Consider the following 15,265-nt stretch of genomic DNA (forward strand, 5'->3'; position numbering starts at 1 on the left):
GCTCCCAGTCTCATGCTGCCGAATTCTGGCTGTTTCAGTCTACGGGAGAGACCAACGCCACGCTGCCGGGTTCCCCTGTGAGCGGACTGCTTTGGCGTTCTGGTTCCCAGAGCCCGATGGGACCCCAAGCCACTGCCTCAGACAGCGGAGCCGCGAGATCCCCCACCGGCCACACAACAACTTCCTGAAGGCCCAGCCATTCGGCCATAAGCCACAGTTCGGCGGAAAGCTCGACGGCGGTATCCGCTGGTGCTCCTGGCTCACCATAAGCGGAACGAACCAGAAGTTGGCTTGTGGCTCTTTCAGCCTTCAAATCGACTCGTGCCACGATGGCTTCCCTGAGCAGGAAGGGCAGAACGTAGTATCCGAAACGGCGTTTGGCAGCGGGCGTGTAGATTTCAATCCGGTAGTGGAACCCGAACAACTCTTCCAATCGGCGCCGCTCGAACACCAGCGAGTCAAAAGGACTCAATAAGGCTCGGCCTTCGGCTCTGCGTGGCAGCCTGGCCTCGACGTGCCGGTAGGTTTCCCGGTCCCAACCGCGCACGGAAACGCGCTCCAGCCGGCCTGCCCGGAGAAGTCGCTGCACCGAGTCGGCCCCCGCCTTCAGCGGGGTTCGAAAGTAGTCGGCAAAACATCGGACCGTTCCAATGCCATGGGCCAACGCGGCTGCTTCCATGAGCCGGTCAAGGGCGGCGTCCGCATCCATGCCGGCCCGTACGGAACCTGGCAGGACCCTGGAGGTAAGTGTATATAGACGTTCAAATTGGGGCGTCCGTGAAGCCGCCGAAACGCGACCTTCCTCAAATAAGTGCTCCAGAACGCGCTTTACCGTGTTCCAGTTCCAGCCCCAATTCTCCAGTTCAGCGTCCTCGGTGTGCCCAAGCTGTGCGGTCAAGGCCGACGCCGTCATGGGCGGTCCGGCCTCAAGGGCTGCGAGGATTCGTTCTTCCATGGCAATGCGCACCGTGGGTTCCAAGTGATGCGCACCCACCCACGCGCGCTTTTGCCAATGCAGCAGGTCTTGAAAATGCTCTGGCCGGATGTAGCTGGCCTCGTGAGCCCAGTACTCCATCATTTTGCGCGGCTTCCTTCCCGCCATGGAATGAAGGATTGCCGGGTCATAGTTTCCCAGCCGCGAAAAGAATGGCAGATAGTGGCTCCGCGCCAGCACGTTCACGGAGTCGATCTGGACAAGCTGGATCTGGGCAAAGGTCCGGCCCACCGCCCGTGGGGTCACGGGGCCGGCGGGCCGGACTTTCGCCAATCCTTGGGCTGCCAATGCGATCCGCCGCGCCTGTGACAGGCTCAGCGAAGCTGTCATTGAAGTCCTTTCACGTGCAACCAGGCCTTACTTGGCAGTGGCCGCCTGATCGTCGGAGCGGTAAGCGTGGATCTTCTCCTCCACGGCTTCCTCGCCGGGCTCGCAGGTGGAGTCGAGGGTAATCACACCATAAGTCCAGCCACTGCGCCGGTAAACAACCGAGGGCGCATTGGTTTCTTTGTCCAGGAACAGGTAGAAGTTGTGCCCCACGAGTTCCATGTTGTCCACTGCATCATCGAGTGTGAGGGATGCTGCCGGGAAAACCTTACGACGGATCAAAACGGGTGAATCTCCCGCTGGGATGTCGTTCTCGATTTCGTAGGGCGACCGCTCATCGACCTGGGGTGCAGGTTCTTCCTGGCTGGTGGCCCCTACGTAGATTGGCTCGCTGGCACTCGCGGGCTCAAGGGAGGCCGTTGCTTCCCGAACGGCCTTGGGCGTGTGGCGCCCATGGTGCACCTTCTTCCGATCCTTTGCGCGACGCAGCCGCTCAAGCAGCTTGTTGTACGCAAGATCGAAGGCAGCAAATTTGTCAGCGGCTGTGGCCTCGGCACGGATAACAGGGCCTCGGCCCAGGACTGTCACTTCAACGGTGAGCTGTCCCGGCGTTTGCCGGGGATTGGTCTCCTTGGAAACCTTGGCGTCGACTCGCTGGACTTTGTCCCCCAGCGATTCAATCTTTGAGATCTTCTCGCCGGCATATTCGCGAAAGCGGTCAGAAACTGTCAGATTTCGTCCGCTGATCATGAACTCCATGGTGCCCTCCAAATAACTCAGGTGACACGACAACGACGCTGTTGGGGGCTGGTCTGACGGACAGTCGAGCCCCTTTCCGAGCCGCTATCGACAGGTACATCTGTTCTTGGTACCCACAACCGACGTTAGTTCATCGGCACGAGTTATTCACCCTTTGGCTACTTATTTTTTGTTTGCGTCTTAACCACACGATGCGGCTCGTCCCCAACGGTATTCGAGGCGTAGGCTGGTGGCCTCGTGGCCGCAAGAACAACGGCGCCGCAGACTATCCCTCCGGCCGCGGACACCGCCCGGGCGGCCTCTGCGAGGGTAGCTCCGGTGGTGAGGACATCGTCCACAACCACGCATCTTTGCCCACGGATTTTTTCCGCATAGCGGGCTCGAACTCTCATGGAACCCCGCACACGCCTGGCACGCTCACCCCGGCCGAGTCCTTTTTGGCCGCTGGAACGGCTGCCCGCGTCCGCGCCAAGGATGGCGCTGATGCCATTTCGAATCAGGTCTTTGCAGGTCACGGCCAGCGCAGGGTCCTCGAGGAGGCGCCGTGTCTTCTCAAGAGCATCCAGGCCCGCGCATTCGGCCAACATCCCGCGTCTGCCCATACAGCCGAGCAGAAGGTGTACAGGGCTGAAACCCCGTCTCCGGAATGCCTTGCCGCTGCTGGGAACAGGAATAAGGCAAACCCCCGGCTGATCGCCAATGGCCGCGCGAACAGCGTTCCCGAGGCACGGCGCCAACACTTCTGCCAGCCGCCACTGGCCGAAGCTTTTGAACGACAACAGGGACTGGGAAAGTTCATCCCTGTAGGGTCCTGCGGCGACCACGCCCAGCTTTGCAGTGCCATCGACATCCACAAGCGCGGGCGATTCCTGTTCGGCCCTGAAAGGCTTCCTGCAAAGCTGACGCACCCGCTTGGCACAACGGCTGCACAGAGCGGTATCTTCCACGCCGCAGCAGACGCAATCAACGGGAACGAGAAGTGCAAGCAACTCCATCAATGCCCTTTGCAGGCTGGCCATCAGGCGCCCCAATGGACGCCGATCCCTTCCGCGTCGCGGAGGTGCAGAGGGGTCCCGGGCCACGACATCCGGGTCAAGCATGCGCCGGATGCGTTTCGCGGATTGGGGACCATCAGCGGCAGAAGGAACGTGGTTCAAGGCATCGATCATGCTGATAGCCTCAGGCACTTCTTGTTCCGGCAACAGGCCCACAAACCGCTATGTGAACAACGAACCACCTTTTTGTCCAGCGGGTTCGGGTTACGTCCCCTCAGCCAGGGAAGGCAGGCTCGGTGGGGCCCTTAAGCTGAAGCTCCCACCCGTTGCCGACCCGCTGAAAGATTCCAGCATTGGATTGGCCGTAAATCTGTTCGGACCCATTCCCTGCGCTCAGGCTCACGAGGCCGTCCCAAGGCGCCAATTGCTGGGGCTCCCCCGATGTAAGCGAGAGCAACTCCGGTACCACGGTGGCCGTAGCCGAACTGGCCATGACGGCAACGGTGGAACCGTTAACCCACACTCCTTGGTCAGGCGAGGTGGAACTAAAAAGGGTGATGGGAGCCGTGAGATCCTTGGGCACGCCGTCTGCGTTGCGGACAATGCCCGTCACCTGGACCACCGCTTTTCCGTTCGCCTCGGATATCACCAGCGCCCGGGTACCTTCGCGCGAGATCCGGAAATCCTTGACTGTCCGCCCGGAAAGCCACGTGGGAGACATGGTCACCGCGGGTACAGCCATTCCCGGGGCAACGCCAGTGGGCTTGAACGCCACAACTTCAGTGTTTCCCCTGGCACCAGGCCCTGCCGTCCAAACCCAATCATGCGGACTGAACGAAGGCCCGGTCAACGTGCTTCGGGTGGTCAGTTGGCGGGCCACTTGACCCGGCTCGATTGAATACAAGGTGGTTTTGTCGCCGTTGAGGAAGGCAACGGTTTGGGATACCGGCGACTCCGCGGGTGAGTGGGGGCCCAACCCTGCAACGGATTGAATGTCCGGCAATGGCGAAACACGGTTGTTCTCATAGCGCACCAGGTCGCCGTTGTTGACGGCAACCTGGCGGGCAGGGACGTTCTTGTCTACAACCGGCGGAAGAACAGTTCCGTTATCCTCTACGCGGACCAGGTCCTGGTCGGCGCGAAGCTGGACGTTAATGACGTCCGGTTGCCCTCTGAAAGTTAATGCCAGCTGATTCTGCATCCGTTGGCGGTCTTCTGCTGATGCGTCGAAGAGTTCTTTGGCAGACAAATCCACCTGGGCTGCTCCGGAAACCACCGGGACAGATTCCCGGGCCAACTTCATCCCGGAGGGAAAGGCGCTCACAACGGCACCGCGCAAATAAGGCGCAGGGCCGGCGAGCAGGGCGCTGGTCATGGACTTAACGGTCTTCTTTTTGATGAACCAGCGGTAGTCCGGCACCGCATAGGTGAACGTCGGGTCATAGAAGTAGATGGGAAAGGCGCCGTAAATGACTTTGAACGTCTCTTCCGGAATCGCGGTACCATCCGGCACCTTGGAGATCCGCCACTCCCCCTCCACTTTTTCAAGGGAGACGGGGATGGTCTCCTTCGTTCCAGGTGGGAACTGCGTGGCAATTCCGTCGGCATCGACTGAGTAGGCAAGGTCTACTTCATAGAGGTATTCATTCTCCACGGCCGTCTTAACCACTTCCGCCCCGCGGAAAACTATGGCCCGCTTATCCGGCTTCCACGTCACGGCTTGGGCTTGCGTCAAATATTGCCGTGCTACAGGGTAGTCGTCCTCATAACCGCTGCCAGCCATGTAGAAATCCTCAATGACGGCTTCTGGCGTAGAGCCAGCGCGCGGTGCTGCAGGAAAGAACACAGGCGCGTTAGGGTTTCCAGCGCCCTCGTCGTGGCTTTTCCCCACTGGACCGGACCGGGGAATCTGGGCACATGAGGCCAACAAAACCATGATTGCCGCCAGCACGGCCACGAACGTCCGCCTGCGGGCGGTGTCGAGGGCCCTCATGATGCGTCGCCCTTTCCGTCGTCACCCGAAAGGGGAGTTCCGGCGTCGAATTTGCCTTTACCAGCACCAAAACCCGTGCCCAGGACAAGCATCTGGCGTTCGCTGGCAGCCCCTGGCATCTCGATGTCCGCCGGTTCCAACTGAAGGGGCGACTTGAGGATGGTTCCCCCGCGTCTTAGTGGCAAGGTCAACCTGAAGTTTGAGCCCGCGCCTTTGCGGCCCCACGCCTGGAGCCAGCCGTTATGCAGCTTGGTGTCTTCGGCCGCGATGGACAAGCCCAATCCACTTCCACCGGTTGTACGCGCACGCGCCGGGTCAGCCCGCCAAAAGCGGTCGAAGACCCTGGCTGCTTCCGCTTGGCTCATTCCGATGCCGTGGTCCCGCACGGCCACGGCCACGGCATCATGATTGGCAGCGACAGATATGTGGATTGGCTTGCCCTCGCCGTGCTCCAGGGCGTTGAGGAGCAGGTTCCTCAGGATTCGATCAATCCTGCGAGAGTCCATTTCCACGATGATGCTCTTCTGGCGGGCGTTCAGGCGGACCTCCGAGCCATATTCGGCGGCTACGGGCGCTGCACCCTCCATGACGTGCGAAAGCACTTGGAAGATGTCCTGCGGTTCGGCGTCCAAAACGGCAGCACCGGCGTCGAAACGCGAAATCTCCAGCAGATCCGACAACAAGGACTGGAAGCGCTCCACTTGGTGATAAAGGAGCTCGGCTGAGCGCTTGTTCATGGGGTCAAAGTCCTCACGGGCGTCGTAAAGGACCTCCGCGGCCATGCGGACGGTTGTCAGGGGAGTCCGCAGTTCGTGGGAGACATCGGAGACGAACCTCTGCTGCATTTGGGACAACGTGGCCAACTGGGTGATCTGCTCCTGCAGGCTGGCCGCCATATGGTTGAAGGAGGCACCGAGCCTGGCTACCTCATCCTCACCTTTGACCACCATGCGCTCTTGCAGTTGGCCGGCCGCCAGCTTTTCCGATACCACGGCAGCGTGGCTCACTGGGCTGACGACGTTGCGCGTGACATACCACGCGATGGCACCGATCATGAGCACGAGCGCTGCGCCACCAGCCCACAGGACGTTCTGGATTTCGTCCAGGGTTTTCTGGGCGGTGTTGAGGTCGTAGATCAGATACAGCTCATACGCAGTGCCGTTGAACGTTACCTTGTTTCCGACAGCAATACCTGGACGGTCCTCGTTGCCCACCGGGAACTGCATGGAGGCCCAAAACTGTTGCTTGCCGCCGTCCTGGACGGCTTTTCGCAGTTCGGGCGGAATGACGCGGACGGTCAGCTGGTCCGAGGCCCGCGACTCAACCCAGCGGTTACGGGGTTTGGTCTGTTCCGGCACAGCTTCAAAGACGTAGCGCCGTTGGATCACCGAGCCCCGGCCTTCCACGGCGGTCAACGTGTCATAAACCAACGTGATGACGCTTGACTGATCGGTAACCTGTGCGCCGTCGAACGTGTCCTGAACCTGTTTTACGTTGTATCGGGACTCCGACTCCGCTTGGGCCAGCCTCTCCTGGAACAGGTTATTGGCGATCTGGTTGGAAAGGTAGGCTCCGACGATCGCAAAGGAGGTAACAGCCAGCAGGAGTGTGGTCAGCACTGTCCTGAACTCCAATGACCGCCGCCACCGCCTTAGCAACGAACGCCAGAGGAAGCGAAGTCCCGGCCGTATCTGCCGGACACCAATCGCGACGAGGCGGGAAACCCTGAGGACCAGGATCAGGCCACGTCGGGTCCAAATCCGGGCGCGCCACATCAACCAGGGAAGGTTCCTTCTTACTGGATCGGTGGGAGCGGAGGGTGAATTCCCGGACGCCGAAGACCCCGCGGGCTGCGGCTGGGCTGCGGGCTGCTGCTGGGCTTCGGGCTGCTCCGGACCGCCGGAGCTCTGACCCTTGTCCGTGGTGCCGGTGTTGCCGGCGGAAGACTCAGGAACCTGCTTTATACCCGACACCACGCACCGTCAATACAACCTCGGGCGCTTCCGGATCGCGTTCAATCTTGGAGCGCAAACGCTGAACATGGACATTGACCAATCGGGTGTCCGCGGCATGGCGGTATCCCCATACCTGTTCGAGCAAAAGTTCACGCGTAAAGACCTGCCACGGCTTGCGGGCCAGGGCCACCAGAAGGTCGAACTCCAGCGGGGTCAGCGAGATACGCTCTCCACCGCGGGTGACCAGGTGCCCGGCGACGTCGATGGTTACATCAGCAATCCGCAGGGTTTCCGGTGCCTTTTGTTCACCTGGCCGAAGGCGCGCACGGACACGGGCCACGAGTTCGGCGGGTTTGAAGGGCTTGGGCACGTAGTCGTCGGCACCGGATTCAAGCCCGCGGACAACATCCGAGGTGTCCGATTTTGCGGTGAGCATGACGATGGGAACGTCCGATTCTCCACGGATCTGGCGGCATACTTCAATGCCATCCGAACCGGGAAGCATCAGATCCAAGAGCACCAAATCGGGTTTGGACGAACGGAACACCTCCAGTGCCTGGCCGCCGTCTGCGCAGAATACCGGCTCGAAGCCATCATTGCGCAGGACAATACCAATCATCTCTGCGAGCGCTTCGTCGTCGTCAACTACCAGAATGCGTGCCTTCATAGTTATATATTCCCTTATCGCCAAGCCTTTGTCCCGTTGGGCAGGCGCACGGCATGGCGTCCCCCCGGGGCACTTCCACCGTACTGCACGGCTCCACTCCGCTCGACGCAGATCTTCTGTGCGGGCAGTACGGTCCCAGGCTATGAGGGAGGACACCGGGACTATAGGCTTGGGGCGAAGGTCCATATGGGGGACGTCGGAGACGGCGGGCCGGGTCTCTTGGGGAGGAAATCGTGTCACAGCCAGAGCACGGCCAGCAGCCATATCCGGGCGGTCAACCTGCGTGGGGCAACCAGCCACAATGGGGCGGGCCACCCTCGTGGTCAAACCCACAGGGGTCAAACCCACAGGGTGGCGGCAACTGGCCGGCCCACCCTCCGGGAGGATGGCCCAGTGGATCGCCCGGCGGCCCACCCTACGGCCAGCCGATGTACGTTGCCCCACCTAAGCCAGGTGTCATTCCCTTGCGACCCCTGCAATTCGGTGAGCTACTTGATGGCTCCTTCCAGACCATCCGTCGGAATGCAGCCTCCATGTTTGGCTCAGCCCTGATCGTTCAGGCGATCGCCGCTGCCCTTTTGGGGGTTGTGACCGTCGCCATGTATGAGCTTATGGATTCACTGGAAGCGGTGGACTTCAGCGGGGACCCGGCTGGTTTCTTTGGCCCGTTCCTGGCCGTCATGGCTGGTTCAGTGGGAGTCTCCGTGCTGATCGGCTTTCTCGGTGCCGTTCTCCAGGGGGTCATGGTCATTCCCGTTTCCCGCTCTGTCCTCAACCGGCGTACGGGCTTCGGGCAAATGTGGAAGCTGGCTGCCGGGCGGATCCTCCCCGTTCTGGGCGTTGCCGCCCTTCTTACTTTCGGCGCACTGCTTGCCGCAGCTGCTGTCGTCGGGATAGCCGTGCTGTTGTTCACGGCCTTGGGACCGGCCGCTGTGGTGATCGTCGTTCCGTTGGGCTTCGGTGCCATTGTCGTCTTTATCTGGATCGGCCTGAAGCTCATGTTTGCCCCCGCCGCAATCGTCGTGGAGCGGATCGGAGTCTACGACGGATTGCTGCGGTCCTGGCAATTGACCAAGAGCAATTGGTGGCGCATCTTCGGCATAACGCTGCTCGTGAGCATCATGGTGGGAATCATCGCCCAGATAGTTCAGATTCCAGCCTCCCTCGCCGCGACCGCCATCAGTTCGGTAGTCTCCCCCCACCCGGACGCCGGGACCGTGGCCTCCACACTGATCCTCACCACCGTGATCTCGATGATCATTGGGGCCCTGGTCGGGTCGGTGACGTTCGCTTTCCAGACATCCGTGTCTGCGCTCATCTATATGGATCTTAGAATGCGCCGGGATGGGCTGGACGTGGAGTTGATGCGGCTGATGGAAAGCGGCGCCGACCCGGAGGGAATCCCCGGTGGTCCTGCTACACATGTCCAGGGCAACACGTGGCCCCCGGGCGGCGGACAATGGCCAGGCACTCCTCCCGGGCGTCGGCCCCAGGCATGAGGGAGGCATTAAGCCACCTCATTCCCGCTTTGGCCATCGCTGAACCGCCGGTGACCCCGGACCGTGATCAGGCACGTCGTTGGGCCGAGGAGGAACTGTCCAAAGCACAGTATGCCCAGGCTCAGCCCAGTTGGCTGGACCAGCTTTGGCGCGATTTCCTGGACTGGCTCAGCTCCCTCGATGGTGACGGGACCACTCAGGGAAGTGACATTGCTGTTCCCGTGATCATTGCCTTGGCCGTGCTGCTCATTGTCATCGCAATCTTCCTTGTCCGTCCCAGGCTGAATGCAAAGCGAAAGGCCCCTGTTGCGGGCATTTACGGCAAGGACAGCGCTGTGGATGCCGCGACGTACAGGAAGCGTGCGTTGGCCGCGGCCGACGACGGCGACTGGCCTTCCGCCGTCGTCGATCAGTTCCGGGCCTTGGTGCGTTCCGCGGAGGAACGGGACGTCATTGAATCGCGTGCCGGCCGAACGGCGGATGAGGCCGCAGGCCACCTGGGTCAGGCTTTCGCTGCCACTCAACTCCGCCTTTTAGATGCCGCCCGCCTGTTTGATGGAGTCCGCTACGGAAAACAGGCCGCAACACGCTCGGATTATGACGAAGTGCGCAAGCTGGATGCGGATCTCCTGGCGTTAACCCCTGACTTCAGCGGCCATGGCCAGCACGGATTCGCGGTGCCGCGATGACCCTTCTCGAACAAATACGCGAACCCGTACACGGTGATGCTCCTCGAGGGCGGACTTCGGCACTTCGGAGTTGGTTCCGAAAGCACGTGGTTTGGATTGCCCTGGGAGCCGTGTTTGCCGCGCTGGTGACGTACTTGGTGGTGGAACGATTCTCGGCGCCCAATGACTCCCGATCCTTGTCTGCGCAAAATCCTGCTCCGGACGGAGCCATGGCCTTGGCCGAAATACTGGGGCGCCACGGTGTGGCCATAACCCCCACCGATAAGCTTGACGACACCTTGGCGGCACTTTCGAACGCCGAGGATGCCACCGTGCTGCTGTATGACCCCCGGGGTTTCCTGGACAGATCGCAGTTGGACGATATGAAGGCAGCAGCCGGACGCGTGGTGGTGGTCGCCCCCCGGCTGCGTACGTTGGATGGCCTCGATCCGGACATCCGTCCCGGCGGAGTGGTCCCCGAAGCAACAAGAATCCTTGAACCCGGCTGCGGCCACGAAGACGCGGAGAAGGCGGGACCTGTCTCCGCGCAAGGACCGGTGTACCTGGGGCCCGGCGTTTGCTACGCCACCCGCGGCGATGGACCTGGACTGTATGTGGCCTCCGCCGATGGGCGGGTCATTGTGCTGGGGAGTCCGGAGTTATTGGAAAACCAACACCTGGCTGCTGAAGGCAACGCCGCTTTGGCGATCCGGACCTTGGGCAAGGGCCGTGACTTGGTCTGGTACACACCAGGGCTCACGGACGTCTCGGCCGATAGATCCGCGCCGACGCTCAACGAACTTGCACCTCCATGGCTGGCGTTTGCGGGTCCGTGGCTCGCTATCGTAGCTATCCTTGCCATCCTCTGGCGTGGGCGACGTTTGGGACCGCTGGTCTTTGAACCACTTCCCGTGGTTGTCCAGGCTGCTGAAACAGCGGAAGGCCGTGCACGTCTCTATCAGGATTCACGTGCCGTGGAACGGGCAGCCGACAATTTGCGGGCAGGAACCTTTGCCCGGCTGGCCAAGCATTTTAATCTGGGGGCCGACGCTACGAGGGAGAGCATCGTCGACGCCGTGGCCAGGCGCCTCGGACGCCAAGCACCGGCGATCAGGTGGGCGTTGATTGATTCCAAGCCGCAGACAGAGGGACAACTGGTGCAGTGGGCACAACAGATCGAACGAATCGAACAGGAGGCGATGGCCCAATGAGCAACCAGCCGAACAACTATACGGCCAGCAACAACCAATACTCCGGTGGCGCGGCGCAACAGGTAAATGATGCACACGTAGGCCAACCACAGGTGAGTCACTCACCGCACGGCGGCCAGCACAGCGGGACGGAGGATCCTGCCCGGCAGTCCCTGCTGAACGTCCGGAACGAGGTTGGAAAGGCCGTGGTGGGGCAGGACCCCACGGTGACAGGCATGCTCATCGCTCTTCTTTGCGGCGGCCATGTCCTCCTGGAAGGCGTGCCCGGCGTTGCCAAGACCCTGTTGGTCAGGGCGCTGTCCACGGCCCTCAGCCTGGATACCAAGCGGGTACAGTTCACTCCCGATCTCATGCCTGGTGACGTGACGGGCTCCTTGGTGTACGACTCGCATTCATCGGAATTCACTTTCCGGGAGGGCCCGGTTTTCACCAACATCCTGCTGGCCGACGAAATCAATCGAACGCCGCCCAAAACCCAGGCCTCGCTCTTGGAAGCAATGGAAGAACGCCAGGTTTCGGTGGATGGAGTATCCCGGCCCCTGCCTGCCCCGTTCATAGTGGCCGCCACCCAGAATCCGGTGGAATACGAAGGAACCTATCCACTGCCAGAGGCCCAACTGGACAGGTTCCTCCTCAAACTGACCATGCCCCTACCGGGCAGGGCCGAAGAAATCGAGGTGATCCGCCGGCACGCGGGCGGGTTCGATCCCCGGAACCTGGCCGCAGCCGGCGTGCGGCCGGTGGCTGGCGCCGTCGAGCTTTCCAACGCCCGCGCGGCCGTGGCGCAGGTGTCTGTGGCCCCGGAAATCCTGGCCTACATTGTGGATGTGGTCCGGGCTACCAGGTCAGCCCCGTCCTTCCAGCTTGGCGTCTCGCCTCGTGGAGCCACTGCCCTCCTGAACACGTCAAAGGCTTGGGCCTGGTTGTCCGGGCGGCCCTTCGTGACGCCGGACGACGTCAAGGCTTTGTCGCTGCCGTGCCTCAGGCACCGCGTAGGCCTGCGTCCTGAGGCCCAGATGGATGGCATCCAGGTTGACGACATCCTCGGCAGCATCCTGGCCTCCGTGCCGGTACCGCGTTGATTCTGCCGGTGGTGCGCATGACGCCGAAGGCAAAGGTGCCCTGATGTCCATCACGGGTCGTTTTGTATTGCTGGCAGTTGCCGGGCTGGTTCCATTGCTGTTGTTTCCGGCTTGGAGCACGGTGTTGGTCGTCACGATCGGGCCGCTGCTGCTCCTGGCGGTTGACCTTATCCTGGCGGCATCCCCGGCCAAACTGGGTTTGGAACGCCAGCAACCGGGCAACGTCACGTTGGAAAGCCAGGCTCATTCCGTCCTCACTGTGACCAACATGGGCCGCCGGAAGCTCAGGGCGGTGGTCCGGGATGGTTGGCAGCCTTCCGCCGGAGCCCTCAACCCGGCCCAGTCGCTCGACGTCCCACCTGGCGAGCGCCGCCGTATGACGGTCTCCTTGGTGCCACGGCGCCGCGGCGACCTTGAGAGTCCACACGTGACAATCCGCTCATATGGCCCCTTGCGGCTGGCCGCACGGCAGCGAACCCGGGCACTTATGGGCCGGCTTCGAGTGCTGCCACCCTTCCATTCCAAACGGCATCTGCCATCGAAGCTGCGGAAACTGCGTGAACTGGATGGCAAGGCGGCCGTGCAGATCCGCGGCGCGGGAACCGAGTTCGATTCCTTGCGGGACTACGTTCGCGGTGATGACGTCCGCTCCATTGATTGGCGTGCCACCGCCCGGCGCACGTCGGTAGTAGTGCGTACCTGGCGTCCGGAACGCGACCGTCGCGTTGTGATCGTCCTGGATACGTCCCGAACCGCCGCGGCCAGGATTGACGACGAGCCGAGGCTTGATACCTGGATTGAGGCCGCATTGCTGCTAGCCGTCCTTGCGGAACGCGGCGGGGATCGTGTTGACTTCCTCGCCTATGACCGCATGCTCCGCGCGAGGGTCGAGTCTGCCTCCAAGGGCAATCTACTGGGCCAACTCGTACAAGCCATGTCGACGCTGGAGGCTGAACTCATTGAGCTCGACTGGCAGCAGATCCCAGGGCAGGTGCGTGCCGTCTCGGCGCACCGCTCGCTGGTGGTGCTTTTGACTGCGCTCGACGGCGGCGCCCCCGAGGAAGGACTTCTCCCCATGGTGGCCCAGCTTGCCCGTCAGCATGTAGTGGTGGTGGCCTCTGTCCGGGACCCGTTGCTGGCGGCAATGAAGACCGAGCGTTCCACAGCCAGCCAGGTGTTCCGTGCGGCCGCCGCGGAACGCGCCCTGCTGGAACGCGCCGCGGTAGCAGAACAACTGCGGCAACTCGGCGCTGAAGTGGTGGACGCCGAACCATCTGAGGTCCCGCCACTGCTTGCCGATACGTATATCCGGCTCAAAGCGGCCGGGAGGCTCTAGGAAGGAAGGCCATGAACGCACCTATCTACCGGCTCGCGCTGGGCAATGATTTCACCAAGTTGGCCCCCGAACTCCAGGAGTACTTCTCCCTGGCGGCGGGCTCCGGGTCATACGGAATCGGTGAAGGGGTCTTTGATGTGGTGGGGTGCCGGCAAAAGTGGCTGCGTCCCTTGCTGGCCCTGACGGGAAGCGAAGAGGCCTTCTTCCCCGAATACGGTGAGGGCATTCCGTTCCGCATTGAGAACCATGCGCATGAGGATCCGTTTGGACGGCAGGCCCTCACCGCGCGACGCGAAATCTACTTCCCGTCCGGGACGCGACTGTTCCACGACACCACGAGCGCCATCACCGCCGCGGATGCCAACTCCGGCACGCCCTCGCCAGCCCGCTTGGTGGACCACGTTGGCCGTTACCGCCGGCTCGTCACCGACCTCGACATCAGCGTCACACCCAACGGCAGGCTACGGGGTGTGTCGAAAGCGAGCCGGCTCTTCCTGGGTCCGCTCCGCATTCAATTGCCGCGCGCGCTCGACGCAAAGGCTTTTGCCGAGCAATGGTGGGACGATAACGAGGGCAAACACCGGATCCAGGTCAAGGTCATCCAGCCCCAGATCGGCGTCGTACTTGTCTACGCTGGCAGCTTCGACTACTGGTTGGCGCCCTACTTGCCCGGGGCAGTCCCTGGCACATCGCTCCCCCGGTACGCGGAACCCGATCGCTGGGAAAAGAGGATCTAACGCGCCCATCAGCCTTGCGCCAGTTGGTCCAAGCCGTCGGCCACTTGGGTGAGCCGGGTGAGCATTTCCTTGGCTGTGGACGGCTTCACGTGTGCCAGTCCCGTTGCGGGAGTCACGCGAAGTGCTGATAACGCCGACGCCGGTAGACCCAGTTGGCTCCACGGCCGCCAAATGCTTTCCACGACGTCTTTGGTCCGCGTGAGCATGGCATCAGCGTCCGCTGTGGGCATTGCACCGGCCCACACGCGTTTACCATTTTCCACTGCCCCGGCAAGGTGCTCCCACTGGCGGGTAGTCAACGCCTTCAGTGGCAAGGCAACGCCATCTGCGCCCGCTTCGAGTACGCGGTCGATGGGGGCCTCGATCTCCGGTACGGCCACGACGATTTCGACGGCGCCCGCTGCCCTAAGTGCGTCGATCACCAGCCGCCAGGCTCCAGTCACTTCCTCGCCGGGGATGGACCGGAGCGTCCGGTAACCACTCGCCGTCGGGATTGTGCCGCCCATCACGGCGGCAATATCCGGTTCGTCCAGCTGGACCACAATCCCTGCGCCCGGGACCGCCCCCGAGATTCGCTGAAGGTGTTCCACGACTCCGGCAGCCAATGAATCTGCGATATCACGGCGCGCGCCAAAATCGAGGAGTGCTCTCTCGCCATTGTGGAGGTACAGACCGGCCGCGAGGCTCAGGGGACCCATCAGCTGGATCTTGATCCCGGTGGCCTGAACTTCTTCTGTTCCAGCGATGTCGGCCAGGATGTTGATGTCAGTGGCAAGGGCGGATCGTGCCCGCTGCGCGTCCTTTCCTGGCCGGTCCACGAATCTCCAGCCGTGGGGTTGAACGTCCACGGCCAAGTCCACGAGCAACGAAGCTGTCCGGCCAACGGCGTCGGATCCGACACCACGGTCCGGCAGTTCGGGCAGGAAAGGAAGGTGGGGGTCGCCCAATTCGCCCCGGATGATTCGAATGGACTCGGCTGGCTCAATGCCTGGCCATGGGCCAAGCGCAGTAGCGCTGACCCGCGGTACTTCTACAGACATAT

Annotated in this window: 13 protein-coding genes; 6 read left to right on the plus strand and 7 right to left on the minus strand. The window is 62.1% G+C overall.

Going from position 1 to position 15,265, the window contains the following annotated elements; genetic code table 11:
- Nucleotides 1-34: 34 nt before the first annotated feature.
- The 6 genes from LDN75_RS16705 to mtrA form a co-directional block, all read right to left on the minus strand.
- Nucleotides 35-1,324 carry a crosslink repair DNA glycosylase YcaQ family protein gene (locus LDN75_RS16705; RefSeq protein ID WP_223933610.1) on the minus strand — a complete coding sequence of 430 codons (1,290 nt, stop codon included), beginning with the start codon at nt 1,322-1,324 and terminating at the stop codon, nt 35-37.
- 27 nt (nt 1,325-1,351) lie between these two features.
- Nucleotides 1,352-2,080 carry a ribosome-associated translation inhibitor RaiA gene (gene raiA, locus LDN75_RS16710; protein ID WP_223933612.1) on the minus strand — a complete coding sequence of 243 codons (729 nt, stop codon included), beginning with the start codon at nt 2,078-2,080 and terminating at the stop codon, nt 1,352-1,354.
- A gap of 158 nt (nt 2,081-2,238) precedes the next feature.
- Nucleotides 2,239-3,249, minus strand: a complete 1,011-nt coding sequence (locus LDN75_RS16715; RefSeq protein ID WP_223933613.1) for a phosphoribosyltransferase family protein — start codon at nt 3,247-3,249, stop codon at nt 2,239-2,241.
- 100 nt (nt 3,250-3,349) lie between these two features.
- Nucleotides 3,350-5,068, minus strand: coding sequence for an LpqB family beta-propeller domain-containing protein (locus tag LDN75_RS16720; RefSeq protein WP_223933615.1), 1,719 nt, complete (start codon nt 5,066-5,068; stop codon nt 3,350-3,352).
- The gene (mtrB, locus tag LDN75_RS16725; RefSeq protein WP_263422403.1) at nt 5,065-6,843 is read right to left on the minus strand and encodes an MtrAB system histidine kinase MtrB; all 1,779 of its coding nucleotides are present in this window, start codon (nt 6,841-6,843) and stop codon (nt 5,065-5,067) included. The genes LDN75_RS16720 and mtrB overlap by 4 nt, the downstream gene beginning before the upstream one ends.
- Nucleotides 6,844-7,015: 172 nt before the next feature.
- Nucleotides 7,016-7,690 (minus strand): MtrAB system response regulator MtrA, encoded by a 675-nt coding sequence (mtrA, locus tag LDN75_RS16730; protein ID WP_144649950.1) that lies wholly within the window; start codon nt 7,688-7,690, stop codon nt 7,016-7,018.
- Nucleotides 7,691-8,154: 464 nt separating this feature from the next.
- Between mtrA and LDN75_RS16735 the strand changes: the two genes are divergently transcribed.
- The 6 genes from LDN75_RS16735 to LDN75_RS16760 all read left to right on the plus strand — a co-directional run bounded on the left by LDN75_RS16735 (nt 8,155) and on the right by LDN75_RS16760 (nt 14,223).
- Entirely contained in the window at nt 8,155-9,189 is a 1,035-nt protein-coding gene (locus LDN75_RS16735) for a hypothetical protein (protein ID WP_223933618.1), read from the plus strand.
- The gene (locus LDN75_RS16740; RefSeq protein ID WP_223933619.1) at nt 9,186-9,878 is read left to right on the plus strand and encodes a DUF4129 domain-containing protein; all 693 of its coding nucleotides are present in this window, start codon (nt 9,186-9,188) and stop codon (nt 9,876-9,878) included. Before LDN75_RS16735 ends, LDN75_RS16740 begins: the two co-directional genes overlap by 4 nt.
- Before the next feature lie 86 nt (nt 9,879-9,964).
- Nucleotides 9,965-11,068, plus strand: coding sequence for a DUF4350 domain-containing protein (locus tag LDN75_RS16745; RefSeq protein ID WP_223933621.1), 1,104 nt, complete (start codon nt 9,965-9,967; stop codon nt 11,066-11,068).
- A complete protein-coding gene (locus LDN75_RS16750; RefSeq protein WP_223933622.1) occupies nt 11,065-12,150 on the plus strand; it encodes a MoxR family ATPase in 1,086 nt (361 codons plus the stop codon). The genes LDN75_RS16745 and LDN75_RS16750 overlap by 4 nt, the downstream gene beginning before the upstream one ends.
- Before the next feature lie 43 nt (nt 12,151-12,193).
- A complete protein-coding gene (locus tag LDN75_RS16755) occupies nt 12,194-13,486 on the plus strand; it encodes a DUF58 domain-containing protein (protein WP_223933624.1) in 1,293 nt (430 codons plus the stop codon).
- 11 nt (nt 13,487-13,497) lie between these two features.
- Nucleotides 13,498-14,223, plus strand: a complete 726-nt coding sequence (locus LDN75_RS16760; RefSeq protein ID WP_223933626.1) for a DUF4166 domain-containing protein — start codon at nt 13,498-13,500, stop codon at nt 14,221-14,223.
- Between the two features lie 8 nt (nt 14,224-14,231).
- Here LDN75_RS16760 and LDN75_RS16765 read toward each other — a convergent pair whose 3' ends face one another.
- A complete protein-coding gene (locus LDN75_RS16765) occupies nt 14,232-15,263 on the minus strand; it encodes a hypothetical protein (protein ID WP_223933628.1) in 1,032 nt (343 codons plus the stop codon).
- Between the last annotated feature and the right edge of the window lie 2 nt (nt 15,264-15,265).

Source organism: Arthrobacter sp. StoSoilB5 (assembly GCF_019977235.1).
Lineage (GTDB): Bacteria > Actinomycetota > Actinomycetes > Actinomycetales > Micrococcaceae > Arthrobacter.